Here is a 23,805-nt window from a genome sequence, read left to right as displayed (position 1 = left end):
CCTGCCTCCCTACCGGCCTGGCTGGCCGAACGCGGTCTGCACCGACCCGCGGCCGTCGACGCGGACGATGCGCTGCATGAGCGACCGCATCTCGCGGTCGGCGCCGGTGACGTCGATGACGACCCGCACCTCCCCGCCGGGTCCGCCGTCGCGGCCGGTGTCCTGCACGGAGCGGGCGACGCCGCGGAGCATCCCGTCGAGCCGGGACAGGGGCAGTACGGCCTCGTCCTCGCGGCCCTCACCGATCATCGCGAGGGTGGGGCCGGTGGTGATGCCGCCCTCGGCGAGGTAGGGGATGTCGGGGGTGGAGATGGTGATGCGGGGGATGGATATGCCCAGGAAGCTGCCGCCGCCCACGCTGAAGCTGAAGTTGTTCCACTTGGAGATGATCCAGTTGAGGGCGCCCCGGAACGCGTTCTTGATGCCGTCCCACATGCCGGAGGCCGCGGACGCGATCCGGCCCGGCAGGCCGCGGACGTAGGCGACCATCTGCCCGAACCAGCCGGAGACCTTGCCGGGGATGGCGCTGAGGGTGCCGATCCACCGCATGACGGCGGCGACCCCGGTCTGGATCAGGCTGGTGATCCAGCGCCAGGCGTCGCCCGTCGCGGTGGACACCCACTCCCATACGGAGCCGAGCGTCTCCTTGATCCAGTTCCAGACCCCGCCCAGCTTCTCCTTGATCCAGTCCCATGCCCGGCCGGTGGCGGCGACGATCTCGTCCCAGTAGACGACGATCAGGACGATGACCGCGATCAGGGCGATGATGCCCGCGATGATCCACGTGCCGGGGAATGCCCACAGGGCGGTGTTCCACGCCCACTGGGCGATGACGGCGATACCGATGGCGAGGGCCAGCCCGAGCAGTACGGGAACGAGGATCTTGATGAGTCCGGGGTGCTCGGTGAGGAAGTCGGCCACGACCTTGAGGGCGGGGCCGAACAGCTCGCCGAGGGTGGTGGACATCGTGCGCCAGATGGCGTCCAGGGACTGCGTGGCGGCCATCGCCCCGGTGGCCTTCTCCGCGGCGCCGGCGGCCTCGTTCATGCCGGACGTGGCCGCGGCGGTCGCCGGGTCCATCGCCCACACCGCATCGGCGCCCTCACCGGCCATGTCGCCGAACAGCTGCACGGCGAGCGCCGACTGTTTCGCCGGGTCCTTCACCCCGCGCAGCGCGGTCAGCGTCTTCTGCAGGGCTTCCTGAGCTGGCTTGCCGCCCTTGCCGATGTCGGTGAGCATCTGCCCCGCGTCCAGCCCGAGGTCCTTGAAGCCCTCGGCGGCCCGGTCGGTCTCCTCGCTGGTGATGCGGGCGAACTCGTGGAGGATGTCGGCGGCCTGGTCGATGTCGCGGCCGCCGGCCTTGACGTACTGGCTCATCATGCCGAACGCGGTCTGCGCATCCAGGCCCAGCCGCTGGAAGTGCTTGCCGTACTCGATGACCGTGGCGGGGATGTCGGCCACCATGCTCTTGGGCAGGGTCTGCGCGGCACGGGTGAGAACGTCGAACGCTTCTTTGCCGTCCTTGACCAAGCCCTGGTTGATCAGCTGACCGGCCGCCGTGGACGCCTCACCCAGGTCCAGTTCGAAGGTGGAGGCGAGCATGAGGGCGGAGCGGGTCATCGACTCCAGCTCGGCGTCGGTGACCTTGCCCATGCCGCCCATGGCCTGGGCGACGCCGCCGAGCGCCTCGTGGACCTCCCCGATGGACTCGCCGAACCCGGCGGAGAACACGGTGCCCGCCAGCTTGCCTGCGCGCTCGGCCTCCGGCCCGGTGAGGTCGAGCTGGATCGCGAGCTTCGCGGTGGCCTTCTTGGCGTCCATCGCTTCGGTCAGGCCCGCGATGAACATCCCGCCCACGGCGGCGCCGGCGGCGGCCGCGGCGATGCCCCGGAAGCTGCCCTCTACCTGGCCGGCGGCGGTCTCGGCGCCCTGGGCCGCCTCGGCCGCAGAGGCGCCCACCCCGTCCAGGGCCTCGGCCGCCTGGCCGGCGGCCGTCTCGACGTCGCGGCTGGCCTCCTCGGCCGCGTCCCCGATGCCGTCCAGGGACCGCTCCACGTCACCCGCCGCCCGGGCGGCCCCGGACGTGAGGTCGCCCGTGCTGATACCGATCTCCACCAGCAGCTCATCGAGCGTCACGACGCCGCCCCCTTCCTCTGGTCGGTGCCGCCCCATCGCACGTGCAGGGTGGTGACGGTGGCGAGCATCTGCTGCCAGTCACCGGCCCGGCCGGCGCCCTGGTCCCACTGCGGCATGAAGTCAGCCGGCGCGGCCTTGCGGCCCTTGGCCCGGGCCGTGTTGGAGACGGTCGCGGCGAGGATGGAGTGCAGCACGTCCAGCCGCTCCTGGCCCAGCGGACCGGCGATTTGCTCGTAGGCCATCCACTCGGTCAGCTCCGTGGAGCTGATGCGGCCGAGGAGCTCGCCCACGGTCATGCCGAGGTGGGCCGCTAGGCGGAAGCAGAAGACCCGCTCTGGGCGGGCTCGGAGTTTCCCGCCGCGTCCTCCACCGCCCGGTCACCCAGGCCCGACAACCGCTTGGCGACGTCGGCCAGCCGCTCCAGGACGCCGCCGTTCTTCGCACCGAGTGCCTTGACCTCCTTGTCGGTGTAGAGGCGCTTGAAGTCCTCGCCGACCAGGCAGCGGGCGACGAGCTTGGCGGTCTGGTCCTCCAGGCGGATGCCCGACGGCTTGCCGTTGGGTCCCATCACCACCAGCGAGGCTTGGTAGGCGTTGCGGTCAGTGCCGGACATGCCCATGATGCGGACCTCCCCACCCCACTCCGGGACGGGGACGTCCTCCCACTGCCGGTCGTCTGCCTGGGCGATCTGGTCCTTGGTCAGAAGTGCCATGGTGGTGCCTCTCAGAGGAAAGTGGGCTTGCCGGACACCTTGTAGGTGAGGGTGGCGGCCAGCTTGTCGTCGTACGGGGCGGTCGCCTCGAACCCGGTCAGCACCGCGGCGAACTGCCAGGTCGTGCCCGCGGTGTCGGGGAACACCAGCCGGTAGTTCCGCGGGTCGGTGTCGTAGAGGTCCTCCACGAGGACGTCGTGCAGGGCCGGGGCGTAGTTGATGTCGACGCTCACTTCGCCGGGGTCGATCAGGCCGCCGACGAACTCCATCACTCCGTCGGGGCTGTCGTGCGAGGTGACGTCGATGGTGTTCCGGGCCAGGGACGGCGCCGAGATGTTCGTGGCGTTGGCGATCGCGGTGAACGTCTCGGGAGAGGCGCTGTCGCCACGCTGGAGCTGGGTGCCGAATGCGTCGATGCCGGGCACGCTCATAGGGGTCCTCCGCAAGGGGTAGGGCCGCCGGGAGGGGCGGCGTCAGGTGGACTGCTGCTGGGTGGTGACGCGGTAGCGCAGCACCACGTGCCGGATGTCTCCGGGCGGCTCGGGGTCGGTGAGGGCCTGGCTGAACTCGTACCGGGTGGACAGATGGTGAAGGCCGCCGGCGATGGTCAGCGGCTGGTGGTCGAGGAGCTCGGTGATGCGCGCGGCGATGGCCAGCCCGGGGCTGTGCCCGCGGGCGCGGGTCCACACGTGCACGGTGATCGTGGTCTGCCGGCCGAACCCGCCCAGCCAGTTGTGGGGGACCTCCATGGCCTCGCCGATCACCACGTACGGCCAGGTGACGTCCTCGGGGACGTAGTCGTAGACGCCGCTGACCAGACCCGCCAGCGTGGCGTCGCCGCTCAGCCGTCCGTACACCGCCCGCTGGACCGGCAGCATCGGGGACGGCGCGATCACGGCAGTTCCCGGCGGACCTCGTCACGCACGCGCGCGCGGATGCGGGCACGCTCAGCCTCCACGGCCGGGCCGAGCGCCGGTTGCGCGGGCATGCTGCTGGTGCCCAGCTCGTTGTGGACCGCGTAGTTGTCGTCGCGGTCCCACCAGCCGACCTGCGCCCGCGTCCCGCCGTCGCGGTAGCGGGCGGCCACGGAGTCGCGGAGGTTGCCGGAGTCGACCCGCACGTTCTCGCGGGTGCCGTCCACGATCGCCTCGGCCGCGCCGCGCACCGCCCGTACCGCTGCCGTGCGCAGCGCGGGGGCGAGCTCCTCCAGCTGGTCGCGCAGCGCCTCCAGGCCGCGCACGTCGACGTGCACGACGCGGCCGCGCCGTCTGCGTCGGGCCATGGTCTCCTCCTACCGTGTGCGCCGCAGGTCACGGCGTATGGCGGCGAGTTCGGCGGCGACGGCGAGGACGGCCCACACCAGCCGCTCGGTGCCGGGGCGGGCGCCGTCCTCGGCGCGCTCCTTGCACTCGTGCGGCTCGGCGGCGGCGTGCGGCCGCTGCGGGGCGGCGCCGGTCACGTGCCGAGCTCCAGCACGGCGACGCTCAGCGAGGTGACGCCGTCGTAGGTGATGGAGGCGCGCCCGTTGTCCTGGGCGAACAGGCGGGGCAGCGGCAGGATGCCGGTGTCGCCGGCGGCGACGGTCAGCACGGCGTCGGCGACACCGAGTCCGGAGACGGTCCCCGGGGTGGCCACCGTGACCGTGTGCGGGGAGGCGTCGGCGTTGACGACGACCAGGCACCGGCCGGTGCCCACCGGGGCGGTGTCGCCCAGGGCCGACGCGGCGACCGCGGCCCCGGCGAGATCGGGCAGGCCGCCGACAACCGGCGCCCGCGTGATGGACAGTGCAGCCATGATCAGTTCCCCTCTTGGGTGAGTTCGCACAGCGCCTTGGCGTACACCGGGGCGGAGGGCCGGACCACGGCCAGCACCCGGAAGGTCTGCGTGGCGCCCCCCTCGTCGGCGCCGCGCAGCTCGTCGCCACGGCGTACGTCGGCGTCCGGCAGCAGGTAGATGGAATGGGAGTGGCCGGAGCCGGCCTGCATCGCCACCATCTGCTCGGTGGCGGACGGTTGGTCGACCTTGGCCGGCACCGTGCCGTGCTGGACGCGCGTGCTGCTCTGGCCGCCCGCGCCGTCGTCGGCGGTGACGGTCCGCCACACGGCCAGCTCCCGGTTGAGCAGGTGGGAGATGTCCACCGGGTGCCCCTCTCGGTCAGCGGCTGGCGGGCCCGCGCATGTAGGGCCGCAGGATGCGCAGCTCGTAGTCGCTCAGGGCCTGCCCTGAGCGGTCCTTGTCGTAGGTGAGAGACCGGTCGCCGAGGGACTCGGCGGTCACGGCGGTGGTGGAGCGCACCCAGGCCCGCCCTGCGACTTGCAGGCACACCTGCCGGATCACGGGCGGGATGACCGTGTAGCCGTGGCTGTAGACGACGGTGATGTCCGCGTCCAGCGGCCAGCAGCCGTCCAGCCGGGTGAGCAGCCCGTACCGGTTCCACCGGTAGCCGGTGGCCAGTGTGAGCGCGGCATCGTCCACCAGGACGGTCGTCACCGCGGTCACGGGAAGTTCGGGCAGGGTGAGGACGCGGCGGCCGGTGCCGACCAGGACGGCCGTGTCGTCCGCGACGGCGTCGATGCTCTGCTCCAGCTCGCCGCGGATGACGGTCTCCGCCTCCGCGAGTTTCACGGCTGCCTGCTCGGCGTCGATGGTGGCGAGGCGGAGGTGGAGCCGCAGCTCCTCCGGTGTGGCCCACGGGGATGCCACGGCTCACCTCCCGTTCACTCGTCGGTGGTGCCGGTGCGCGCGTTCTCCCCGGGCGGGGTGGACGGCGGCCCGGCGGGTGCGGTGGACGTGGTGCGGGGCGCCTGCCGGGTGCCCCGCCGCTGGCCGCCCTTGCCCTGGCCGACCTTCGCTCCGGCGGCCGGCTTGGCGGTGGCCCGCGTGGCGTGGCCCGCCTGGATCCAGGCCGCGGCCAGCTCGTCATCGACGTCGACGACCTGGCCGTGGCGGTAGCGGCGCCCCGCGCCGTCGGACACGGACGTGACGGAGGTGATCTCGATCTTCATCAGGCGGCCGCCATGACGAGGATGCGCAGGGCCTGCGGGCGGATGACGTCCCCGCCCACCCGCTTGCGGATCTTCCAGCCCACCATGCCCTCCTCGGCGTAGAGCTGGTCGAGGACCTTGACGGTCATGCCCTGCCGGTCGTAGATCCGGTAGCCGGCGTTGAAGTCGCCGAACGCGGCCACGCGCGCGGACGCGGCGACGGCCGCCATGTCCTCCTGGTTGTCCACCGGGTAGCCGAACAGCGAGTTGGGCCGTCCCGCCTGGGCGGACGGTTGCCAGATGTACTGGTTGTTGCCGTCCTTCAGCAGGGAGATCGCCAGCTCCGTTCCGGAGGAGAGGGTGAACCGGCCGTTGCGCCGGTACTGCGCCGGAGTGGCGTAAATCAGCTTCTTCAGGTCGTCGGTGGAGACGGCCGCGGCGGCCGCCGCCGTGACGGTGGGGACGCCGCCGCCCGTGGTCATGTAGCCGACCGGCTGGTGTGCGGCGTGGCCGGCGCCGACGGTGAACGCGGTGTCCTCCGCCTCCGCGCACGCCCGGGCGAAGCTGTCGCGGACGAACGCCTCGAGGTTGACGTCGCTGTCATCCAGTTCGTCTTCGCCGATTTTCGCGAGCCCGTACAGGTCCTCGATGTACGTGTACTCCTCGGTCGGGGTGGACGGCATCGAGTCGGTGAGGGTCTGCTCGTTCGTCTCGAGCTTGCCCCAGCCCACGGACACCTCGGCCAGCGACCGGCGCCTCACCCGGTTGGTGGTGACGGTGCGCTGCGAGGCGATGCCGCGCATGATCGTCAGGTCGGGCAGGGCCCGGTGGATCTCCGTCTCCAGGTCCTCCGGGACGAGGATCTCCCCGGCCGTGTTCTCCACCAGCGCCCGCTGCTCCGGCGCCAGACGGGCGCCCCTGCGCAGGGCCTGGAAGAACGCGGCGCGCCGCTCCTGGGCGCGCTGCTCGGTGGTGCCGCGGCCGCCGTCGTCGGGGCGCCGGGCGCCGCGACCGATGGGCTCGGCCATCTGTGCGGCCCGCTGCTCCTCCGCCTCCTGGCGCTCGATGCGCTCGGTCAGGCTGCGGAAATCGTCCTCGTGCCGGTCGTAGGACTGGCGCTCCTCGCCGCTCAGGCCACGGTTCTCGGCCTCGGCGCGCTCGGTGATGGCCCGCATCGACTCCACGATGCCGGCCCGCTGCTGGCGCAGTTCCACGCTGGTGGGCATGGGCGCTCTCCGTTCTGTGGTGGGTGCGTCCGGGGCCGGTCGGCCGGGACGACGAAAGGGGGGTTACAGCTGGGCGAGCAGCTCGTACTCGCGCAGCCGGTGCCGGGCCCGCTCCAGCGGGTACGGCTCGGGCGCCGGGCCCGAGCGGTCCGCGGCGTCCAGCAGCGCGTCGAGCGCGTCGCGGGCGTCCTGCACCAGCTGTCGGTTGGTGGCCGAGAGGACCTTGCCCGCGCGGACCTCGGCGATGGCGCGGGTGACCTGCTCGGGGTCCGGCTGGCGCGGCGCCTGGCCGAGCTGCCGGGCGGCCGCCGACCGCAGCTCGGCCGACGTCGCGGCGAACGCCGGGTACGTCACGACGCTCACGTCGCCGCCGTCGAGGTCGATGCCGAACACCTCGTGGATGTTGCCCGCCCAGCCGTCGGCAGTGACCCAGAACCCGAACGACATCTGGTTGATGTCGCCGCGCTCCAGGGACACCGCCAGGTCGCGGGCGTAGGACACGTCCGCCATGTCGGCTTCGACCAGGACCCCGGCGTCGTCCTCCACGAGCGTCGCCGTCCCGGCCGCCGTACGGGCCAGCAACAGGTTCGGGTCGTGGTTGATGAGGAACCTGACGTCGGGGTTGCCGGACAGGGTGCGGGTGGCGGCGCCGGGGACGATGCGCTCGCGCCAGCCGCCCATGTCCTCCGACAGGGAGTCGTAGACGATCGCGCGCCCCCGAAACCGCAGCGTGCCCGCGGCGTCGTCGGCGGCCCGGATCTGCAGGTCCGTCAGCGGGAAAGCCCGCACTTCACGTGTGCGCACAACGGCGCCTCCTCACAGGTTGAACTGGAGCCGGCAGGTACATCCGGCGATCTCGTCCACGCCGAGCCGGTGATCATGCGGCCAGCGGCCGCGCCGCGAGCCGATCTCGAACTCGCCGCGGATGTCGACGGTCTGGCCATCCGCCCGTTGGTGGGTCTTGCGGGGGTTGGAGTCCCACACCCGCCACGTCTTGGTGCGTGCGCCCGCGTGCTTGGCGCCCTCGTGCGAGGCGAACGACGTCACCGTGGAGACGCGGGCCTGGGCGAGGACCTGAGCCCGGGCCTTGGTCATCCCGTCGAACATCTTCCGTACGGAGTCCTGCACCTCGCTGGGGCTGTCGGCCACGCGGATCGTGCTCGCCAGCTCCTTCACGGTGGTGGCGTTGACGTTCGACGCGGTCGACGCGGCCGACGCGGCGAGCGCCGGCACCGTCTCCTCCACCACGAACGTCCCGCCGAGCGCGGCCGCCGTGGACGAGCCGACCTCAGAGGCCAGGCCGCGCGCCAACTGCAGCAGCAACTCGGTCAGCGCCTCGTTGTCGGCGACCAGGTCCACCAGCTGCTCCGCCGGGGTGTCGGGCCGTACGCCGAGCGCGGCCAAGACCTGCTCGCCCTGCTCGGCGAAGAACGTGCTGATCGCCTCGTAGTGCCGCCGGATCCACGACGGCATGTCCTCGGCGGCCGGGGACTCCACCGACTCCTCCGCGCGGACCTGACGCCCGGGCAGGGCCCGCTGCTCGGCCGGCGCGGGCGAGCCTGCGGGAACCATGTTGAGCGGCTGCAGGTAGTCGTCGCCGCCCTCGATCGGCGCCTCGTCCTCCTTGGCGCGGATCTCGTTGACGGACATCCACCCCCACTGGCGGGCCTGCGCGTACGCGCCGAACCGCTGCGTGATGTCGCCGCGCAGCAGCGCGTCCGGGTTGAACTTCAGGTACAGGCCGGGGTCGCCCATCAAGCGGCCCGCGGTGCGCTCCAGGCGGGTGAGCCACGGCAGCAGGGAGTAGATGACGTAGCCGAGGGACTGCTGCTCGATGCCCGAGCCCCACGACGTGGAGCGCTCCACGTCACCGATCATGTGCGGCGGCACACCGAAGATCCCGGCAATCTCGCTCCTCGTGAGCTTGTAGACCTCGAGGAACTGGGCGTCCGCCGGGGACAGGCTGGTCTTCTCCCACTTGGCGCCGGCCTCCATGACGGCCAGGCGGTGGCTGTTGTCGTACCCCTCGTGCAGCTCGTTCCACTGGCGGGTGAGCCGCTCCCACTGCGCGTCGGTCAGCGCGCCGGGGACGGAGACGACGCCGCCGGGGGAGGCATCGCGGGCGAAAAAAGCGCCGATGTAGGAGGTGGCGGCGAACCCGGTACCGACGGACTGCCGGGCCATGCCGATGGGGGACAGGCCCTCCGCCCCGCCGAGCCCGAACGCCCGGAAGTGCAGCAGATTCTCGCTCCTCACCAGGCCGTCGGCCTCGCGGATGGGCGCCCACTCGTCGTCGTCCAGCGTGATTCTGTAGACGAGCTCCCCGGTGCCCTTCACCCGGCGGGGCTCCACGCTCGTCCACGAGACCGGCCACAGCCCGATCGGCATGCCGCCGCTCGACCGTTCCACGTACACCGCGGCGTTGCCCCGTACGAGCATCCAGCCCAGGACCTGCGCCCAGAACTCCCCCGCCTCCAGCTGGGGATTGGCCTGGTAGGTGAACAGCGGCGCCAGCGGGTGCTCCATGGACGGGATCCGGATCGATCCGGACCGCTGGTAGACCCCGACCGGCAGCATGCTCCCGGTCTCGGCCAGCAGCCGCACCGAGGAGAACACCGCGGCGACCTGCAGCGCCCGCTCGGGGGTGACGGTGACGCCGGCCGCCGTCGACCGGCCGGTGAGGGACGGCATGCCCCGACTGCTGCGCTCCTGGCGGCCGAGGCCGCGCTGCAGCAGGTTGCGGATGAGCGGCATCAGCCACCTCCCTTCATGTTGCCGATGACGAGCAGCGGGACGGACAGCACGAGCAGCGCCAGGCCGGCGCCGAGCAGACCGCCGAGGGCTGCGCTGATGAGCACCATCCCGGCGGCCCCGGCCGCCATCCCGGCCAGCTCGCACAGCCACTGGATCCGGTCGTGCATCTCGCCCCTTCCCGGGCGCCGGTCAGGCGCCGATGATCCGGATCTTCGGCTCCGGTACCGTCTCGGGCTCCGCGCGCATCAGGTGCATGGCCAGCGCGTTGAGCCCGGAGGCCACACCGTCGATGCGCTTGCTGGACGTCTGCCGGTCGGGCTTGACCGGCTTCACGTAGCCGTCCGTGTTGGTCTTGATGCCGACGCAGTCGACGTGCCAGCGCAGGATCGGGTGGGCGCCGTGGACGATCCGCTGGGACAGCACGAGGCGCTCCAGCTGGCGGCAGGGCTCGTTGAGTCCGGCGTAGCCCTGGGACACCTGCTCCATCTCCATGCCGGCCTCGGACAGCTCGTTGATGGTCTCGGTGGCGTTCCACCGGTCGTAGCCGATGGCCCGGATGTCGAACCGGGGCTTCAGCTCCTCCGTGATGAGGGCCCGGACGGCGCGGTAGTCCACGACGTTGCCCTCCGTCAGCCGCAGCGCGGTGCCCAGGTAGCCCGGCTCGTCCTCCGCCCACCGCTCCAGCGGGACCTTGGTGCGCCGCTCCAGGTCCCGCAGGTTGTCCTCGGGCAGCCAGAAGAACGGCACCCAGATGTGCGGCTCGTCGGGGTCCTCCGGGTCCTCCGGCGGGAACCACAGGGTGAGCGCGGTCATGTCGGTGGTGCTGGACAGGTCCAGCCCGCCGTAGCACGCGCGGCCTTCCAGCGCGTCCAGGTCCACGGCGATGGTGTCGCCCGCGGGCGTGCGGGAGGACTCGTCCCAGTCCTCCATCCGCAGCCACCGCGTGGTCTGCTTGGTCCGCACGTTGAGGTGCAGCCGCAGGTACCGGTTGAGCTGCGCCGGGGAACGCGCGGCCTGCGCGGCCTTGCTCGCCAGGTAGTCGGCGAGCACCGTCACCCCGTAGCCCGGGTTCGCGGTGCGCAACGTCTCCTCGGAGAACGGATCGAAATCCTCGGCCGACTGATCCGCGCCGAACACCACGCCCCACACGGTGGGATCCTCGGCGTGCCCACCGACGAGGGCCTCAACCTCCTCGCGCTTGGTGGCGTAGATGCTGCCGGCCTCAGAGCCGTCGTCCGCCGTCGTGATGAAGATGATCAGCGGCTGGGCACGGGAGCCTACGCCTGTCTCCAGGGCGTCCACGACGTCCGGGTTCCGGTGGACATGGACCTCATCGATCACGCCGCCGTGGACGTTCAGGCCGTGCGCGCGCAGGCCCTCCGAGGACAGGGCCCGGAAGATCGAGTGGGTGCCCGGGTGCTCCAGCAACTTCTTCTGGATGCCCCGACGGCCCAGCCGCTTCTTCAGCGGCGGCGACCCGGCGGCCATGTTCGCCGCCGCGCGGAACACGATGTTCGCCTGGTCGCGGTCGCCGGCGGCCGCGTACACCTCGGCGCCCGGCTCCCGGTCCGCGGCGAACAGGTACAGGCCCAGGCCCGAGCAGATCGTGGACTTGCCGTTCTTGCGGGGGATCTCGAACCACACGGTCCGGATCACCCGGTAGCCGTCCGGACGCTTCAGGCCGAACACCGGGGCGATCAGGTACCGGACCTGCCAGTCCAGCAGGACGAACTCCCGGCCCGCGTGACGGCCGATCAGCTGCTTGAGCAGCCGGAAGAACTTCAGGACGCGCACCACGGCGTCCGGATCGAACCAGGTGCCGTCCGGGGCGGGGATCGGCGTGCACAGCAGCGGCCGGCGGCCCTCCGCCAGCCACTCGGTGCCCTGCACCAGGCCCTCATCGACCCACCCGGCGATGGCCTGGTCGATCTCCGCCGTCAGGCGGGTACGCAGCTGCTCAGTCGAGGATGTCGTCCCCCTCATCGTCATCGCCCTCCGGCTTCACCGAGCGCAGCCTCGAGGACGGCGTGATGAACAGCTCCTTCGCCAGGGCCGCCACCGTCGTCGCCGCCTCCCGCCACACCTGCCAGGCCGGATGCTTGGCCGGGCCGTTGCCCGCGCGCCGCTCGGCCACCAGGTCGTCGCCCTGCAGCAGCTGCTCGGCTGCCACGAACTTGGACCAGGCCGCGCAGTACGTGGACAGGGCAGCGCGATCGACCTTGGCCAGCACGCCCAGGCGGTCGAGCTCGGGCACGATGCGGCGCCACTCGGCGCGGGCCTCCGTGTCCAGCCAAGACGGCGCGCTCGGTGCCCCGGGCGTGGCCGTCACGCGCTTCGGAGCGGGCCGGCCGCCAGGGTTGCCGCGCAGGGCCCGGACGGTGTCCGGCTGGGGGACGGGGCCGCGTACGCCCATGTCCGCTCACCCCCTGGTCGCTGAGAGTCGACGTCTGACTACTGGGTCCTCATAAAGGCGGCCGTAACTCGCGGCTATGCGCGCGCCACCCCCGCCTGCGCGCGGGATCCCCCCCACCGGCAAGATCCGCCACCCCCCTACGGGGGTCGGAATCACCTCGGTGAGGCGGGCTGATCGGCCCGGTAGGTACGCCACCACGACTCGATCGCGTCGATCGTATCGGCCGGACGCTCATCGCGGCGAGCCCGGCGCACACACTCCTCCTCCGGAGTCGCGAGTACGACCACGGCCGCGCCGTCGGGGGCGAGGCGCTCCCGGTCGGCGGCGCGCGGCGCGGTCGCGATGATCCATGCTCGCTCGACTGCGTGGCGCCGGTCGAGCCGGGCGATCACGGCGTCGCGTGCCTCGGCGATGAAGGGGGTGAGGGGGGCGGGGTGGGCCCAGGGGTGGGGGGATCCCAGTGCCTGGGCGAGCGCGTCCCAGTCCACGACCAGGTCGCCGTCCTGGGCGTGTTCGCGGACGTACGACGTCTTGCCGCTGCAGGGCGGACCGCACACGAGCGTTACCCGGGTGGTGACGCGCGGGCGGCTGCCGGCCCCGGCGAACCCCGTCTCTCGGGCGGTCTTGGCGTCGTGACACCGCTTACACATGGCCTGGAGGTTGGCCCGGTCGAACGCCAGCTGCTCGTTGCCGCGGTGCGGGCGGATGTGGTCCACGACCGTGGGAGGGCTGCTGCATCCCGCTCGGCAGAACGCCTCCTCGGACAGCACCTGATCGCGCAGCAGCGGCCACCGCGCATCGTCGTAGACCCACCGCCAGGCGGCCTGCGTCTGCCTGGCCATGCGCTGCGAGGGGCGGCAGGTGGGGCAGCTCCCCGACGCGGTACGCCGGGTGCCGCACTGGGCGCAGCGGCTCGGCGGGCGTCGGGGCATCGGGTGTCCCTCCTCTGCTCTGTCAGAAGTCGGGACACAGGTGCGTGTGCACGACGTCCACGAGGCGTTTGCCCGTGTCCGGGGTTGCGATCTCAGGCAGCCGCGTGGTGATGGTGAACCGCTCCAGGGCCTGCTGTGCCACCTTCGCCTTGTCGTCTGAGCCCTTGATGGAGCTGCACTGGTTCAGCCCCCGGCTCACGGCCTGGTCCTCCTTGCCCGGCTTGATGATCTCGGGGTGGATGGCGGTGAGCGCGTCCAGATACGCCTTGCGTACCTCGGCCGTGGGCTTAGGCGGGATACCTGCCGCCTCGCGCGCCTTGTCCCAGTCCTGGGCGCTGAGAGAGGGCTCGGGGCTCGTGCCGTTGTCGGCTGTTGTGCTGCCGCTGCAGGCGGTGAGGGCGAGGGCGAGAGCGGCGACGATGCCGACGGTGGTGGTGCGGGTGCGCATGGTCTCCCCTGGGATGCAGGTGCGGTGTCGAGGCCATGCTGCCGTGTGAGGTGGTGATACGTCCGGGGAACGACGAAGGCCCCGCATTGGCGGGGCCTGGGGGCCGGTTGAGGGCACAGGTGTACACGGAGATCGTCACATAGGGGCTGACCTGCGGTCAAGCGGCGTTACGAGCGCGACGCTCGACGGCAAGCGCGGCAACGTCTTCGGCTCGGTACCAGGGGTGGCGCTCAGTGCCGCCAACGCGCTTGAGTCGGCCTCGGTAGACGAGGTTGCGGACGCCACCGGGGCTGGTGTTCAGGGCGCGGGCGACATCGCGGGTTCCGTAGTAGCCGGGCGGTATGTGCGCGGAGTCCATGCCTTCATGATGCGGCAGGCCCCGCCGTGACGGGGGCACGACGGGGCCGGGTTCAGTGTGGCAGGTGGTCAGGCGCACCAGCGGGGGAAGCTGATGGTCTCCGTACGTAGTGCGGCCGCGGCGAGCAGCGGCGCGTCCGGTGCGCCAGCGGCGATGGTGGCCAACACGTCAAGGTGGAGGTCGTCGACCAGGCCGTGGGCGGCCTCGGGATCGTCGCTGGCGGCGTGGATGGCGGCGAGGCGGCGGGCGATGTCCTCGGCGGTGAGGTGCGCGTCGCGGTGGGCGAGCTCCGTCATGTCGTTCATCATCCCTTCTTCGGGGTGCCGGTGGTGGGCTTGTCCGTCGGGGTGTGCCACCAGCCGCGGCTGGCCTGGTAGGTGTCGCCGTTCTCCTCGTCCTGCGGGGAGGGCCGGCGGTCGCGCAACTCGGACAGGGAGATGGTCTTGCGGAGTGCCATGATGGTGGTCCTGTCTCTCTGTGGGATGGGGTGCGGGGCGGTCGGTCAGCTGGCGAGCGGGCGACCGCCCCGACGCGTGGTCAGGTGCGGGTGGTGTGGTGTCGGGCGGTGTCGGCGGGGTGGCGGACGATGTGGTGGCCATTTCCGATGGGCTCTACACGTATCCCCTCTCCGGCCCCCTTCTCCGGGGTGTTGTTGGCGTTGGTGTTGGCGTCTGACCTGCACAAACAACCGCCAACAGGGGTGTCGGCCTCGTCGGGGGGAGGGGGTGGGATGTCGTCGCGGTGTACGCCGGGCCCACTGCCGTGGGGGGTGCGCACACCCGCCCGGGTGGGGATGGGCACCTCGTCCAGGAGGGCCTTCACCGTCTTGGTGCCGGCCCGGTCGGCGGGCAGTCCGAGATGGTCGCGGAGCCGGGTGAGGAGAACCCCGCTACCCCCTTCCGCGGCGAGTGTCCGGAGCGCGTCGGCGACGTCCGGGCCCGGCGCGTCGGCGGTCTCGTCGGCGGGCTGCGGTGCCTCGTCGGCGGCGTCGCGGCGGCCGGTGTGCCAGGCGCGGCCGCGCTGCCAGCCGACGGTGAGCATCGACCCGACGATGACGTAGGCGGTTTCCGGGGCGGTCCGGACGATCAGGGCCGCTCCCCCGATGCTGAGGGCGCCGATGACGCATCCTCCGGCGGCCCGCGCGGCCATGGTCGGCTCCCCTGCGGTCTCCAGGGTGTCGGCGGGTGGGTCGATGGCGGTCATCCGACGGCCCCGTACAGCGCTCCCCCGGCCCAGTTGACGGCCTGGGCGAGGGGGACGGCGGCGGCTCCGGCGACGCCGGCGGAGGTGCCGAGGCAGATTCCGCACCAGGCGCCCGCCTTGATGTCGCGGCCGCGGGTGGACTTCTTCGCGGCGACGATGACGGCGACGGTGAGGATGACCATGAGGGCGACGCCGGTGCCGGTGAGGGGCTGGTAGGTGGCGCGGCCGGCGGGGCCGGTGGTGCCGCCGACGCCCCAGACGATGGCGACGTCGCCGAGCCAGTTGGAGATCCACAGGACGCCGTCGGCGATCCAGCCGACGATGCCGGCGAGGCTGAGGATGGCGAGGGCGCCGTAGGCCCAGCCGCCGAGGAACGGCAGGAGGCCGGCGGCGGAGCCGAGGGGGTTGGTCTGGAGGCTTTTGAGGCCGGGCCACCAGCGGATGAGGGTGGCGGTGAGGATGGCGAGTCCGATGGTGACTCCGCCGAGGGTGGCGATGGTCATGGGGTGCCTCAGTGGAGGAGGGCCGCGGTGAGGGCGGCGAGGACGACGAGGAGGAGGGGCAGGAGCGCGGGCGCGGCGGGCCGGCGGCGGCAGGCGTACAGGCCGAGCGCGGCGGCGACCGCGCAGAGCGGCCAGAGCGCGGCCATCAGATGCCCCCCCGCCGGGCCTCGCGCAGGTAGCGCTTCGCGGTGGCGGGGCTCACGCTCAGCGCCTCAGCGACCTGCCCGGAGGTGAGCCCAGGGTCCTGAGCCAGGAGCTCAGCGACGCGTTCGACGCTGGCGGCGCGCTGAGCCGACTGGGGGTTGGTCTGGGCGCTGAACCCGAAGGGCTGAGCGGGCTGAGCCGGGGGCTCAGGCGTGGTGACCTGCGAGGAGAGCCGGTGAACGGGCTCAGGCTCAGCGAGGTGAGCCACGGGCTCAGCCGGGCGGTGAGCCGGGGGCTCAGCGGGCTCGGTGAGCTGAGCCCGGGGGCTCACGGTGAGTGCGAGGGGGCTGTTCCGCTCGATGCGGGCGCGCTTCTCCAGCCGCTCCAGCGTGATCTCGAAGTCCGTCTCATCGCGGGCAAGGGTGATGCGGGCTTCGGCGCGGATGCGGGCGATCTCGGCGTCGGCCTCGCGGTCGATGCGGTCGCGTTCGGCGGCGTTGAGGCGGGCGGTGAACTCCGAGTCGCGCATGACCGCGTGGATCTCCGCTTCCTGCTCGGCGGTGAGCGCGGCGGGGTCGCGGAGGGAGGCGAGGGCGTAGGCCCACACGAGCTTGCCGACGAGGACGACGAACGGCCCGGCGACGCCCTGGCCCCAGCTGCGCGCGTCGTATCCGTGGAGGGCGAGGAGGATCGCGACGCCGGCGGCGATGGCCCAGCCGGCTTCTGCGGGGCGGATCGTCGTCTTGCCGATGGTGATGGTGACGCCGCGGTACTCGGCCCACAGGACGGTGAGCCAGGCGATGTCCCCGGCGACGGCGACGCTGAGGCCGAAGCGCCCGGCGTTCATGAGGTCGGTGATGGCGTAGGCGGACCAGATGAGGGAGAGGGCGGCGAGGAGGCTGGCGCCGATGAGGATGGGCGGGACGCGGCGGCGCGGCGCGGTCGTCTTGGCCATGGTGCTGCTCCGGGTGGAGGAGGGGCCGGGCCCGCGGGTGGGCGGGCCCGGCCGGGCGGGTCAGGTGAGGTGGATGCCGTCGGGGATGTGGCCGTCGCGGAGCTGTGCGGCGATGTGCCGGTACTCGGCGGCACGGGCGCGGGCGGTCTGGGCGGCGCGGTCTGCGCAGGCGCGGTGCGTGTCCGTGGCGGCCGTGTCGGCGGCGTCCTGCTCGCCGCTGAGCGCGGCGCGGTCGGCGTGAGCGGCCTCGCGGGTGTAGTGCTCGGCCTCGGCACTCAGCCGGGCGCGGGAGAAGCGGGCCATGTGGGGGTCCCTTCGTGGTGAGCGGGGGCCGGGCTCGTGCGGCCCGGCCGGACGACGGAGGCGGTCAGGTGGTGGGGCCGTGCTGGTGGGCGAGGTCGGCGCCGGTCGCGAGGAGCTGTGCGATGTCGTCCCCTGTGCGGTGGGGCCGCTCGGCCCAGGAGGTGTAGGAGACGGGGCCGGACGCGCCGGTCCGGGCCCGCAAGATGGCGGCGAGGACGTTTCCGGCGACGTGCGCGGTGTCGGTGTCGCCGGTCTGGTACATCGCGGACCACAGGGTCCGGCGCGGGTCGTCACGGCCGAGGAGCTGGCGGGCGGTACGCAGGAGGGTGCGGAGCATGGCGGGGACGCTCATCCCCTCGGGGTCGGGGATGGTGATGCGGTCGGTGGTGTCGGTGTAGGTGCGGACCCATCCGGCCGTGGTGAGGAGGTCGGCGACGGCGTCGAGGTGGGCGGCGACCTCCGGGCCGGTGATGGTCTCGCCGGAGTGGCCGATCCAGGAGCGGGGGCGGCGGTTGAGGAGGTCGGCGGCGGGCTGGATGGTGTCGGCCCAGGCGAAGGACGGGGTCGGGATGGTGGTGTTCTGCATGGTGGTGGCTCCGTTCAGGTGGTCGGGTGGTTGGTGATCTGGGCGTCGGTCCAGCCGGCGGCGCGGGCGGCGGCGTAGTAGCGCTGGTAGGTGGCGCGGACGGCCGGGTCGATGGGGACGCCGTGGCGGTCCAAGGCGGCCTGCAGGCGGGCGGCGCGGGCGGCCCAGTAGAGGGCGGCCCGGCGTGCGAGGGGCGGCGTCACCGGCGGGTGTTCGCGGCCGCGGACTCCTGGGCGTGGCCGATGGCCAGCGCGCGCTGGGTGCGCGCCTCGGCCTGCCGGGCGGGGTCCTGCGCGGCGGCGTAGTCGGCGGCGGCCTGCTGCTGGAGGTCGGCGACGCGCTCGGCCTCGGTCGGGGTGCGGTCCTGTTTCACCGGACACCACCCCGGAGGACAGCCAGCTCTCGGGCCATGTGCCGCAGCCGAGCCGCGTGCTCCACCAGGACGGCCGCCAGGCGGTCGACATCGGCCGGCGCCAGGGTCCGGGCGAACGGGGCGGCCTCCACGTACAGGCCGGGGCCGCGCCGCTCGTCGACGGCGAACGGGTAGGCGACCACCTCGGCGTACCACAGGGCCCGCTCGTCGTAGCTGAGCGTCCGCAGCGGCCCGGTGTGGCACAGGTCGGTGCGGAACTCCACCGGCTGACCGGCGTGCCCGGTGCACCACGACGGTTCGGTCACGGTCACCGGCCCGTGGTCGAGGGTCTTCACGGTGACGGTCCGGGCGCTCATCGGGTGGCCTCCGTCTCGCCCAGGTGCCGGTAGGCGGTCGCGGGGTGGTCGGCGAGTCGGGCCCGCAGGTATTCGACGGCCCATGCCGTGTCGTCGCCGTGGGCGAGGGCCTGGTCGATGGCGATCTCCGCGTACATCGCCCGGTCGGCGAGGGTGCGGGCGCGGGTCTGCGCGTCGGTGAAGGTGGCGGCGGCCGGGAGGGCGATGGCGTCGCGGACGACGGCCAGCAGAGCGCGCAGCTCGGTGGCGCGGCCGGCCTCGGTCGTCTGGTTGGTCATCAGAGCCCCCGGGCGGCGTCGCGGAGGCGGAGGGCGTACTCGCCGTTCGTCTCGCCGGGGCGGGGCATGGGCCGGGAGGTCATGGCGACGACGACCGCGTGGGTGGCCGTGTGCTCGCACAGGCCGTCGAGGACGCGGCGGACCGCGGCGGCGGAGGCGCGCAGCCACAGGTCGCCGGTGACCGTCTCGTGGGAGATGCGGCGGTCGCCGATCTGGTCGGCGATGGCGGCGAGGAGGGAGGCCGCGTAGGAGGGGCGGGCGTCGGCCAGCGCCTGGGCGCGCTCCTGGCGGAGGGTCTCGTCCTGCTCGGGGACGAGGGCGGCGGCCTTGTGGTCGCCGGGCTGCGGCTGGGGCGCGCGGCGGACGTACCCGGCCGCGACGAGGCGGCGGCCGCCGCTGATCTGCGCGCATACGGGCGCGCTAAGGTTCTGGTGGTCCATGACGAGGTCCGTTCTCGTTCGTGGGCAAGTGCCGGAGCGTGTCAGCGCTCCGGTGCGGTAGGGGTCGGGCGGCGCGCGCGCCTCGGGTGTTCCAGCACCCGGGAGCTGTCGTCCGGCCCCGTTTCTATGCGGTTGTCGTGTACTTCTTGATCGCGTGAGCGACGGCCGTCCAGCTGAGGCCCAGAGCTTTCGCCAGCGCGTACACGCTGCCAAGGTCCTGAGCCCCCTCTTTGAGAGCTGCCGCTCGTCGTCTGCGGGCCTGCTCCGTCTGGGCTTCGAGCTGTTCCAGCAGCTCGTCCTCCGCGCGAAGCCGTTCCCGCCAAGGGGGTGTTTCCACCTCCCCTAGGTTACCACTAACCCCCTTATATGCAAGGGCCTTAGTGATGCTCACGCCGGTTCCTTCGCCTGGAAGTGCAGGAGCAGCAGCCAGTCCCGCTCCGACTCGTACACGTACGAGCACCACCGGCACTGCACCCGGGACTGCCCCGGCAGGCGCGTAATGACCGCGCCGCACACGACGCCCTCGCCGTCGACCGCCACGCACGTACCCAGCCGCTGCCGCTGCGGCGCCGGATCCCCAACGATCGACAGCGCGGCCCGCTCCAGCTCCCACACCTCGCGCGCCAGGTCGCCGGCGGCCGGATAGCGGGCGGCGATCCACTCGATCTCCATGACCAGCCACCGGCACGCCGCCGCCAACCCGGTGCGCGGCGGCGCACTTCGCTCGGGCCAGCGGACACGCTGCACGTCCTCGCGCCACGACTCGATGACGGCGGTCATGTGGCCGTGGGGGCCCGCCAGGTCGAGGACATCCTCGTTGAGCGGCGACCGCGGCCCGGGCGGGGCAGCGGCGGTGTACTCGGCCATGCCTCGGCGGGCGGGCATGAGGTGCGCGGCCAACTCAGCATGGAGGTCGGGCAGGGCGGCAAGGCCCTTGACGAGGGCGACCGCGTGCCGCTCGCACAAGTACCGGCCGCCGGTCTCCTCACCGCACGACTCGCAGGTCATCACGCCGGCCCCCCAAAGTGTTCAGGTTCTCCAGTTCCGGACTCCTGAACACCTCCGGGGCATGCCGGGCAGGTCCACTTGCGGAGCGCCTCCGACGTCCAGCCGACCGACCGGCGGATGCCGTAGTCCTCGGCGAGGCGGGCGACGATCTCGCGGACGGACAGTCCTTCGAGGTGCTTGAGCCGATGCACGGCGCTGACGAGCCGGGTTCGGTCGCTCGGGGTGAGCCGCCGGTCCGGGTAGGACTTGCCGTCCACGCCTAGGATTCGGCGGCCCTGCTGGGCACCGCCAGGCGGACACGCCGGTGCTTCTCCCCTCCTGTCGGTGGCGGTCACCGGCGGCCCCCCATTTGCTGCTGCGGGCCGTGCGCGAGCTGGTCGACTCCGGCCTGGCTCTTCTCGACCTTCGCCGTGGCGCGGGCGAGGCTCGGGCCGACCTCGTCGACGTCCAGCTCGAACACGGTCCGCTTCACGCCCTCGCGGTCGTCGTACGACCGCTGCTTGAGGCGGCCCTGCACGATCACGCGGGTGCCGCGGGCGAGGGACTCGGCGACGTTCTCGGCTGCCTTCCGCCACACCGAGCAGGTGAGGAACAGCGGCTCGCCGTCCTTCCACTCGTTGGTCTGGCGGTCGAAGGTGCGGGGGGTGGACGCGACGCGGAACTTCGCGACCGCGGCACCGGAAGGGGTGAAGCGCAGCTCGGGGTCGTCGACGAGATTGCCGACGACCGTGATGACGGTCTCGCCTGCCATGGCGGACTCCTTCTGTGGTGTGCGGATCAGGTACGGGAGGCCAAGCGGGCAGCGAGCCTTTCGCTGCGCCGATATCCCGGGGCGTGATTGAGCGGGACGTTAAGGAAGTCCGCAGCGTTCAGGGAGCGACCGAGGCGCACCTCAAGGCAGCCGATACACAGGAACCCGAAGGGGCACATACCGGCCGCCGCCCAGACGTGGTCGTGAACCATGTACCGCTCGTTGGTGCTGTCGGTGCCGCAGTCGGCGCAGTCGTACTCCCACTGCTCGACGGCAGCGAGCCACGCGTCCTTAGCTGCAGCCAGGTATATGCACTCTCGGCTGTCGACGCTGCGGCGATGCAGTTCCGTGTGCAGCTCGTCGGCAGTAGTCCACGCACCTGGCGTGTCGGTGAAGACGGTGATCATCGCTGACAGGTGGCGGTTCTGGCCGAGCCAGTCGCGGAACTTCTCAGTCACGGGGCCTCTTCCATGTTGATGGGATGCTGGATGGGAGGCCGGGCCCGATGACCGCGGGCCCGGCCGGCGTCAGGCGGGTGGGGGTGTTGCCGGGCGGTTCGGAGCGTCCCGAACCGTCCGGCGCTCGTATGCGCGGGCGCCACTTCCCGGCGCCGGGAAGTGGTGCCCCAGGGCGGGGCGGGCCTGTCGGTCCCGGCCGGCGCTGGAGGGAAGTCAGTCGGAGTTGTCGTCCGTGGGCTCGTGGTCGGGGTGGTAGAGGCGCACGAAACTGGGGTCGCTGGTCGGGTCTCCGCTGATGCCGTCCGAGGACATGCACTGGGGGTCGACGGTGCCGTCGGCGCGGACGTTCCACAGGAGGACGGGTTCGACCCAGGTGCCCTCGTCGTCGCTGAGGTGCTCGACCAGCCAGCCTCCGCCGGGTACTGCGGCGACGACGGGGGCCGGGTCCTGCTCAATGACTCGGGCGAAGTCGCTGTAGCTGTCGGCGTCGACGAGTCGTCCGGTGCGGTGGTCCACGACTTGGGCGACGCCGTCTGAGTCCCAGGCGATGACGGGCTTGGTCGTGAAGTGCTGACGGCCTTGGGAGGCCTGCCGGCGGTACTGGGCCAGGTATCGGCCGGTGTTGGGGATCATGCGGTGTTCCTCCGGTGTGGACGTGGACGCGGGATGTGGACGTGGACAACGTGGACGGCTGTCCACGTCTGCCTGTCTCGCGTCGCGTGAGTGAAATTACTTCTTCTTTTGTCCGTTTATGTACTAGTTAGGGGCGGGTGGGGTATCGAGGGACGGGCAGACGTGGACGGCTGTCCACATGTCCACACGTCCACATCGATCACTCCGTCTGCACGCAGACCCGATCCCCCTCGACGAACACCCACTCATGGGCTTCCGCTACCTCAACGGCTCGGCGGAGGAACTCGCGATCACTGCTCCGCAGCCGCCGGTTCAGCTCACCGAAGGTGATGCCGCCGACCGCGGACGCGTGCTTCTTCACAAGGCGGGCGATGCGCTGCAGCGTGCGGTCCGTGTCGGTCTTGGCCTGGTGGGTCCGGAGCTCCTGGGCGACCTTGGCGTCCTGCTCGCGGCGCCGCGCCGCCTCGGCCTCGCGCTCAGCCCGCTGGATGAGCGTCGCGCGGACGGCACATGAGGACTGCCACACGACCTCAGCGAGTTCCCAGTCCTCTTCCGTCGCATCCGTCCGCCCTCCGTCGAGCAACGCCAACAGGGCGGTCAGCTTCACCTTCATCAGGTTGGCGTGGCCGTCGAGCTCATCGATCTCCAACTCGCCTCGGTTACGAGCGACGTGCTCAGCCCACAGCAAGCGGCGGATCCGCTCGGGCAGCACGATGTCCAGCTCGTCGGTGGGCTGGAGCGACGCAGGGTTCACCGGGAGGGGGCCAGGAGAAGCCGGCGGCTCGTCAGGGATCGACGGGTCAGCGGCCCACGCCCAGAGGAAGCGCTGCGGCGTGCCCGTGCTCGCATCCGCGATGACCGGCATCGCCGTTGAAGGCTGGAAACCGACGACCATCCCCAGGCTGTACGAGCCCGCGGCTACGTACCGGGTTCGCTCCTCGGACGCGTTGGTCTGACCGAGGGTCTCACCGATCGCGGCGCGGCGGAGGGTCTCCCCGAGGACGCTGCCCGCGCGTTCGGCCAGGCGGGCAAGAGTTTGCCCCTCGTCGACGTAGAAGTAGGCGTTGTGCCGGACCTGCTTGCGGACCTTCTTGGTGACGGGGTCGCCCTTCAGCGGGCCCTTGGCGTGGATCTCGCCGGTCTCCTCATCGACCGTTCCCATGAAGGCCTCGGCGATGCCCTCGCCGGAGCCGATCGGGAGACCGTCCCGGAACTCGGGGTCGAGGGGAGGGAGCAGCGACCGGGCCACCTTCGTGCCGATCGACTTGCCGCCGCCGGAGGCTGCCACGATCGCCACGAACATGTTGAGGGAAGCGCGGCCGCCGATTCCGGACACGGCGGCGATGCGGTGGGAGATCATTGCGGACATGCGGGCGAGCAGCGAGTAGAACAGCACGTCGCCGCTGGACCCCTCGGCGTGCGCGGCCTGTCGGATGTGCTGGTGCACGGCACGGCGGCTCCAGAACTCCTCCGGCAGCAGGCCGCGGGGCCGCTTGGCGTCTTCGCTCTCTTCCGGAGGCTCGGCTGCTGCCGTGTCGTTGAGCGGGTCGCCGGTCCACATATCGCCCGGTGGGGGCGGGACGTCGCGGCGCTGTGTCGGCGGACGGCAGTGCTGCCGGACGCGAGTGAGTACGGCCGCGGGCAGGGTGCGGGCCGGCGCCTGGGCGTCCTGGTCGAATGCGGCGCGCAGCACGTCGCGGGTGGCTTCGCGCTCGTTCCCGCCGTAGTGCAGGTGCGCCCACAGGGTGGGAACGGTGAGTTTCCTCCCGGGGGGCTGTTGCCCGACGGGCAGGCCGGACCGTTCGGACCAGTTCACGGCCACGTGGTCATCGCAGACGAGGCTGTACTCGC

The 23,805-nt window shown here is 72.1% G+C and carries 38 protein-coding genes and 1 pseudogene; all 39 read right to left on the bottom strand.

Going from position 1 to position 23,805, the window contains the following annotated elements; translation table 11 throughout:
• Window positions 1–9: 9 nt before the first annotated feature.
• The gene (locus LUW75_RS10910; RefSeq protein ID WP_250335442.1) at window positions 10–2,136 is read right to left on the bottom strand and encodes a phage tail tape measure protein; all 2,127 of its coding nucleotides are present in this window, start codon (window positions 2,134–2,136) and stop codon (window positions 10–12) included.
• A complete protein-coding gene (locus LUW75_RS10905; RefSeq protein ID WP_250335441.1) occupies window positions 2,133–2,432 on the bottom strand; it encodes a phage tail assembly protein T in 300 nt (99 codons plus the stop codon). The genes LUW75_RS10910 and LUW75_RS10905 overlap by 4 nt, the downstream gene beginning before the upstream one ends.
• A gap of 14 nt (window positions 2,433–2,446) precedes the next feature.
• Complete coding sequence (locus tag LUW75_RS10900; RefSeq protein WP_250335440.1) at window positions 2,447–2,848, bottom strand: hypothetical protein; 402 nt, start codon at window positions 2,846–2,848, stop codon at window positions 2,447–2,449.
• Window positions 2,849–2,859: 11 nt separating this feature from the next.
• Window positions 2,860–3,279 (bottom strand): phage tail tube protein, encoded by a 420-nt coding sequence (locus LUW75_RS10895; RefSeq protein ID WP_250335439.1) that lies wholly within the window; start codon window positions 3,277–3,279, stop codon window positions 2,860–2,862.
• Between the two features lie 42 nt (window positions 3,280–3,321).
• Complete coding sequence (locus LUW75_RS10890) at window positions 3,322–3,744, bottom strand: DUF3168 domain-containing protein (protein ID WP_250335438.1); 423 nt, start codon at window positions 3,742–3,744, stop codon at window positions 3,322–3,324.
• Entirely contained in the window at window positions 3,741–4,130 is a 390-nt protein-coding gene (locus LUW75_RS10885) for an HK97-gp10 family putative phage morphogenesis protein (RefSeq protein ID WP_250335437.1), read from the bottom strand. Before LUW75_RS10885 ends, LUW75_RS10890 begins: the two co-directional genes overlap by 4 nt.
• Before the next feature lie 9 nt (window positions 4,131–4,139).
• Window positions 4,140–4,307, bottom strand: a complete 168-nt coding sequence (locus LUW75_RS10880) for a hypothetical protein (protein WP_250335436.1) — start codon at window positions 4,305–4,307, stop codon at window positions 4,140–4,142.
• On the bottom strand, window positions 4,304–4,642 hold the full coding sequence (locus tag LUW75_RS10875; protein ID WP_250335435.1) for a hypothetical protein: 339 nt from the start codon (window positions 4,640–4,642) through the stop codon (window positions 4,304–4,306). Before LUW75_RS10875 ends, LUW75_RS10880 begins: the two co-directional genes overlap by 4 nt.
• 2 nt (window positions 4,643–4,644) lie before the next feature.
• On the bottom strand, window positions 4,645–4,986 hold the full coding sequence (locus LUW75_RS10870) for a phage head completion protein (RefSeq protein ID WP_250335434.1): 342 nt from the start codon (window positions 4,984–4,986) through the stop codon (window positions 4,645–4,647).
• Between the two features lie 16 nt (window positions 4,987–5,002).
• Window positions 5,003–5,551 (bottom strand): hypothetical protein, encoded by a 549-nt coding sequence (locus LUW75_RS10865; RefSeq protein WP_250335433.1) that lies wholly within the window; start codon window positions 5,549–5,551, stop codon window positions 5,003–5,005.
• A gap of 14 nt (window positions 5,552–5,565) precedes the next feature.
• Window positions 5,566–5,853 (bottom strand): hypothetical protein, encoded by a 288-nt coding sequence (locus LUW75_RS10860; protein ID WP_250335432.1) that lies wholly within the window; start codon window positions 5,851–5,853, stop codon window positions 5,566–5,568.
• Complete coding sequence (locus LUW75_RS10855) at window positions 5,853–7,058, bottom strand: phage major capsid protein (protein ID WP_250335431.1); 1,206 nt, start codon at window positions 7,056–7,058, stop codon at window positions 5,853–5,855. The genes LUW75_RS10860 and LUW75_RS10855 overlap by 1 nt, the downstream gene beginning before the upstream one ends.
• A 63-nt stretch (window positions 7,059–7,121) precedes the next feature.
• Complete coding sequence (locus LUW75_RS10850; protein ID WP_250335430.1) at window positions 7,122–7,862, bottom strand: HK97 family phage prohead protease; 741 nt, start codon at window positions 7,860–7,862, stop codon at window positions 7,122–7,124.
• Between the two features lie 12 nt (window positions 7,863–7,874).
• Window positions 7,875–9,812 (bottom strand): phage portal protein, encoded by a 1,938-nt coding sequence (locus LUW75_RS10845; RefSeq protein ID WP_250335429.1) that lies wholly within the window; start codon window positions 9,810–9,812, stop codon window positions 7,875–7,877.
• Window positions 9,812–9,979 carry a hypothetical protein gene (locus LUW75_RS10840; protein WP_250335428.1) on the bottom strand — a complete coding sequence of 56 codons (168 nt, stop codon included), beginning with the start codon at window positions 9,977–9,979 and terminating at the stop codon, window positions 9,812–9,814. Before LUW75_RS10840 ends, LUW75_RS10845 begins: the two co-directional genes overlap by 1 nt.
• A 22-nt stretch (window positions 9,980–10,001) precedes the next feature.
• Window positions 10,002–11,795, bottom strand: a complete 1,794-nt coding sequence (locus LUW75_RS10835; RefSeq protein ID WP_250335427.1) for a terminase large subunit — start codon at window positions 11,793–11,795, stop codon at window positions 10,002–10,004.
• Window positions 11,770–12,225 (bottom strand): phage terminase small subunit P27 family, encoded by a 456-nt coding sequence (locus LUW75_RS10830; RefSeq protein WP_250335426.1) that lies wholly within the window; start codon window positions 12,223–12,225, stop codon window positions 11,770–11,772. Before LUW75_RS10830 ends, LUW75_RS10835 begins: the two co-directional genes overlap by 26 nt.
• 152 nt (window positions 12,226–12,377) lie before the next feature.
• Complete coding sequence (locus LUW75_RS10825; RefSeq protein WP_250335425.1) at window positions 12,378–13,067, bottom strand: AAA family ATPase; 690 nt, start codon at window positions 13,065–13,067, stop codon at window positions 12,378–12,380.
• A gap of 112 nt (window positions 13,068–13,179) precedes the next feature.
• Window positions 13,180–13,692, bottom strand: coding sequence for a hypothetical protein (locus LUW75_RS10820; RefSeq protein WP_250337794.1), 513 nt, complete (start codon window positions 13,690–13,692; stop codon window positions 13,180–13,182).
• 339 nt (window positions 13,693–14,031) lie between these two features.
• Window positions 14,032–14,259: a hypothetical protein gene (locus tag LUW75_RS10815; RefSeq protein ID WP_250335424.1), complete on the bottom strand. Its 228-nt coding sequence runs from the start codon at window positions 14,257–14,259 to the stop codon at window positions 14,032–14,034.
• Between the two features lie 8 nt (window positions 14,260–14,267).
• The gene (locus tag LUW75_RS10810) at window positions 14,268–14,420 is read right to left on the bottom strand and encodes a hypothetical protein (protein ID WP_250335423.1); all 153 of its coding nucleotides are present in this window, start codon (window positions 14,418–14,420) and stop codon (window positions 14,268–14,270) included.
• A gap of 80 nt (window positions 14,421–14,500) precedes the next feature.
• Window positions 14,501–15,166, bottom strand: coding sequence for a hypothetical protein (locus tag LUW75_RS10805; protein WP_250335422.1), 666 nt, complete (start codon window positions 15,164–15,166; stop codon window positions 14,501–14,503).
• Window positions 15,163–15,669, bottom strand: a complete 507-nt coding sequence (locus tag LUW75_RS10800) for a hypothetical protein (protein ID WP_250335421.1) — start codon at window positions 15,667–15,669, stop codon at window positions 15,163–15,165. The genes LUW75_RS10805 and LUW75_RS10800 overlap by 4 nt, the downstream gene beginning before the upstream one ends.
• 8 nt (window positions 15,670–15,677) lie before the next feature.
• Window positions 15,678–15,815 carry a hypothetical protein gene (locus LUW75_RS10795; protein WP_250335420.1) on the bottom strand — a complete coding sequence of 46 codons (138 nt, stop codon included), beginning with the start codon at window positions 15,813–15,815 and terminating at the stop codon, window positions 15,678–15,680.
• Window positions 15,815–16,768, bottom strand: a complete 954-nt coding sequence (locus LUW75_RS10790; RefSeq protein ID WP_250335419.1) for a winged helix-turn-helix transcriptional regulator — start codon at window positions 16,766–16,768, stop codon at window positions 15,815–15,817. The genes LUW75_RS10795 and LUW75_RS10790 overlap by 1 nt, the downstream gene beginning before the upstream one ends.
• Window positions 16,769–16,828: 60 nt before the next feature.
• On the bottom strand, window positions 16,829–17,071 hold the full coding sequence (locus LUW75_RS10785) for a hypothetical protein (protein WP_250335418.1): 243 nt from the start codon (window positions 17,069–17,071) through the stop codon (window positions 16,829–16,831).
• 64 nt (window positions 17,072–17,135) lie between these two features.
• Window positions 17,136–17,657 carry a DUF6197 family protein gene (locus LUW75_RS10780; RefSeq protein ID WP_250335417.1) on the bottom strand — a complete coding sequence of 174 codons (522 nt, stop codon included), beginning with the start codon at window positions 17,655–17,657 and terminating at the stop codon, window positions 17,136–17,138.
• A 14-nt stretch (window positions 17,658–17,671) separates the two neighbouring features.
• Window positions 17,672–17,860 carry a hypothetical protein gene (locus LUW75_RS10775; protein ID WP_250335416.1) on the bottom strand — a complete coding sequence of 63 codons (189 nt, stop codon included), beginning with the start codon at window positions 17,858–17,860 and terminating at the stop codon, window positions 17,672–17,674.
• Window positions 17,857–18,030, bottom strand: a complete 174-nt coding sequence (locus tag LUW75_RS10770; RefSeq protein ID WP_250335415.1) for a hypothetical protein — start codon at window positions 18,028–18,030, stop codon at window positions 17,857–17,859. The genes LUW75_RS10775 and LUW75_RS10770 overlap by 4 nt, the downstream gene beginning before the upstream one ends.
• Window positions 18,027–18,386: a DUF6907 domain-containing protein gene (locus tag LUW75_RS10765; protein ID WP_250335414.1), complete on the bottom strand. Its 360-nt coding sequence runs from the start codon at window positions 18,384–18,386 to the stop codon at window positions 18,027–18,029. Before LUW75_RS10765 ends, LUW75_RS10770 begins: the two co-directional genes overlap by 4 nt.
• Complete coding sequence (locus tag LUW75_RS10760) at window positions 18,383–18,664, bottom strand: hypothetical protein (RefSeq protein ID WP_250335413.1); 282 nt, start codon at window positions 18,662–18,664, stop codon at window positions 18,383–18,385. The genes LUW75_RS10765 and LUW75_RS10760 overlap by 4 nt, the downstream gene beginning before the upstream one ends.
• The gene (locus LUW75_RS10755) at window positions 18,664–19,104 is read right to left on the bottom strand and encodes a hypothetical protein (protein WP_250335412.1); all 441 of its coding nucleotides are present in this window, start codon (window positions 19,102–19,104) and stop codon (window positions 18,664–18,666) included. Before LUW75_RS10755 ends, LUW75_RS10760 begins: the two co-directional genes overlap by 1 nt.
• A gap of 124 nt (window positions 19,105–19,228) precedes the next feature.
• The gene (locus tag LUW75_RS10750) at window positions 19,229–19,495 is read right to left on the bottom strand and encodes a hypothetical protein (protein ID WP_250335411.1); all 267 of its coding nucleotides are present in this window, start codon (window positions 19,493–19,495) and stop codon (window positions 19,229–19,231) included.
• On the bottom strand, window positions 19,492–20,112 hold the full coding sequence (locus LUW75_RS10745; protein ID WP_250335410.1) for a hypothetical protein: 621 nt from the start codon (window positions 20,110–20,112) through the stop codon (window positions 19,492–19,494). Before LUW75_RS10745 ends, LUW75_RS10750 begins: the two co-directional genes overlap by 4 nt.
• Window positions 20,112–20,369: a hypothetical protein gene (locus LUW75_RS10740; protein ID WP_250335409.1), complete on the bottom strand. Its 258-nt coding sequence runs from the start codon at window positions 20,367–20,369 to the stop codon at window positions 20,112–20,114. The genes LUW75_RS10745 and LUW75_RS10740 overlap by 1 nt, the downstream gene beginning before the upstream one ends.
• A gap of 83 nt (window positions 20,370–20,452) precedes the next feature.
• Window positions 20,453–20,863 (bottom strand): annotated as a pseudogene (locus LUW75_RS10735) (single-stranded DNA-binding protein); the annotation flags it as partial.
• A gap of 26 nt (window positions 20,864–20,889) precedes the next feature.
• Window positions 20,890–21,321 (bottom strand): hypothetical protein, encoded by a 432-nt coding sequence (locus LUW75_RS10730; protein WP_250335408.1) that lies wholly within the window; start codon window positions 21,319–21,321, stop codon window positions 20,890–20,892.
• A 213-nt stretch (window positions 21,322–21,534) separates the two neighbouring features.
• On the bottom strand, window positions 21,535–21,954 hold the full coding sequence (locus LUW75_RS10725) for a glycosyltransferase family 4 protein (RefSeq protein WP_250335407.1): 420 nt from the start codon (window positions 21,952–21,954) through the stop codon (window positions 21,535–21,537).
• Window positions 21,955–22,153: 199 nt separating this feature from the next.
• Window positions 22,154–23,776 (bottom strand): hypothetical protein, encoded by a 1,623-nt coding sequence (locus tag LUW75_RS10720; RefSeq protein WP_250335406.1) that lies wholly within the window; start codon window positions 23,774–23,776, stop codon window positions 22,154–22,156.
• Window positions 23,777–23,805: the final 29 nt, after the last annotated feature.

The organism is Streptomyces sp. MRC013 (assembly GCF_023614235.1).
Taxonomy (GTDB): domain Bacteria; phylum Actinomycetota; class Actinomycetes; order Streptomycetales; family Streptomycetaceae; genus Streptomyces.
The sequence above is the reverse complement of the archived record's forward strand: the minus strand, read 5'-3'. Positions and strand labels throughout refer to the sequence as shown.

Coding starts and splice junctions, on each gene's coding strand:
- LUW75_RS10905 (WP_250335441.1), bottom strand. CDS start 2,432: ATGACCGTGGGCGAGCTCCTCGGCCGCATCAGCTCCACGGAGCTGACC.
- LUW75_RS10900 (WP_250335440.1), bottom strand. CDS start 2,848: ATGGCACTTCTGACCAAGGACCAGATCGCCCAGGCAGACGACCGGCAG.
- LUW75_RS10895 (WP_250335439.1), bottom strand. CDS start 3,279: ATGAGCGTGCCCGGCATCGACGCATTCGGCACCCAGCTCCAGCGTGGC.
- LUW75_RS10885 (WP_250335437.1), bottom strand. CDS start 4,130: ATGGCCCGACGCAGACGGCGCGGCCGCGTCGTGCACGTCGACGTGCGC.
- LUW75_RS10875 (WP_250335435.1), bottom strand. CDS start 4,642: ATGGCTGCACTGTCCATCACGCGGGCGCCGGTTGTCGGCGGCCTGCCC.
- LUW75_RS10860 (WP_250335432.1), bottom strand. CDS start 5,853: ATGAAGATCGAGATCACCTCCGTCACGTCCGTGTCCGACGGCGCGGGG.
- LUW75_RS10855 (WP_250335431.1), bottom strand. CDS start 7,058: ATGCCCACCAGCGTGGAACTGCGCCAGCAGCGGGCCGGCATCGTGGAG.
- LUW75_RS10845 (WP_250335429.1), bottom strand. CDS start 9,812: ATGCCGCTCATCCGCAACCTGCTGCAGCGCGGCCTCGGCCGCCAGGAG.
- LUW75_RS10840 (WP_250335428.1), bottom strand. CDS start 9,979: ATGCACGACCGGATCCAGTGGCTGTGCGAGCTGGCCGGGATGGCGGCC.
- LUW75_RS10835 (WP_250335427.1), bottom strand. CDS start 11,795: ATGAGGGGGACGACATCCTCGACTGAGCAGCTGCGTACCCGCCTGACG.
- LUW75_RS10830 (WP_250335426.1), bottom strand. CDS start 12,225: ATGGGCGTACGCGGCCCCGTCCCCCAGCCGGACACCGTCCGGGCCCTG.
- LUW75_RS10825 (WP_250335425.1), bottom strand. CDS start 13,067: ATGGCCAGGCAGACGCAGGCCGCCTGGCGGTGGGTCTACGACGATGCG.
- LUW75_RS10820 (WP_250337794.1), bottom strand. CDS start 13,692: ATGCGGGGCCTTCGTCGTTCCCCGGACGTATCACCACCTCACACGGCA.
- LUW75_RS10815 (WP_250335424.1), bottom strand. CDS start 14,259: ATGACGGAGCTCGCCCACCGCGACGCGCACCTCACCGCCGAGGACATC.
- LUW75_RS10810 (WP_250335423.1), bottom strand. CDS start 14,420: ATGGCACTCCGCAAGACCATCTCCCTGTCCGAGTTGCGCGACCGCCGG.
- LUW75_RS10805 (WP_250335422.1), bottom strand. CDS start 15,166: ATGACCGCCATCGACCCACCCGCCGACACCCTGGAGACCGCAGGGGAG.
- LUW75_RS10800 (WP_250335421.1), bottom strand. CDS start 15,669: ATGACCATCGCCACCCTCGGCGGAGTCACCATCGGACTCGCCATCCTC.
- LUW75_RS10795 (WP_250335420.1), bottom strand. CDS start 15,815: ATGGCCGCGCTCTGGCCGCTCTGCGCGGTCGCCGCCGCGCTCGGCCTG.
- LUW75_RS10790 (WP_250335419.1), bottom strand. CDS start 16,768: ATGGCCAAGACGACCGCGCCGCGCCGCCGCGTCCCGCCCATCCTCATC.
- LUW75_RS10785 (WP_250335418.1), bottom strand. CDS start 17,071: ATGGCCCGCTTCTCCCGCGCCCGGCTGAGTGCCGAGGCCGAGCACTAC.
- LUW75_RS10780 (WP_250335417.1), bottom strand. CDS start 17,657: ATGCAGAACACCACCATCCCGACCCCGTCCTTCGCCTGGGCCGACACC.
- LUW75_RS10765 (WP_250335414.1), bottom strand. CDS start 18,386: ATGAGCGCCCGGACCGTCACCGTGAAGACCCTCGACCACGGGCCGGTG.
- LUW75_RS10760 (WP_250335413.1), bottom strand. CDS start 18,664: ATGACCAACCAGACGACCGAGGCCGGCCGCGCCACCGAGCTGCGCGCT.
- LUW75_RS10755 (WP_250335412.1), bottom strand. CDS start 19,104: ATGGACCACCAGAACCTTAGCGCGCCCGTATGCGCGCAGATCAGCGGC.
- LUW75_RS10745 (WP_250335410.1), bottom strand. CDS start 20,112: ATGACCTGCGAGTCGTGCGGTGAGGAGACCGGCGGCCGGTACTTGTGC.
- LUW75_RS10725 (WP_250335407.1), bottom strand. CDS start 21,954: ATGATCCCCAACACCGGCCGATACCTGGCCCAGTACCGCCGGCAGGCC.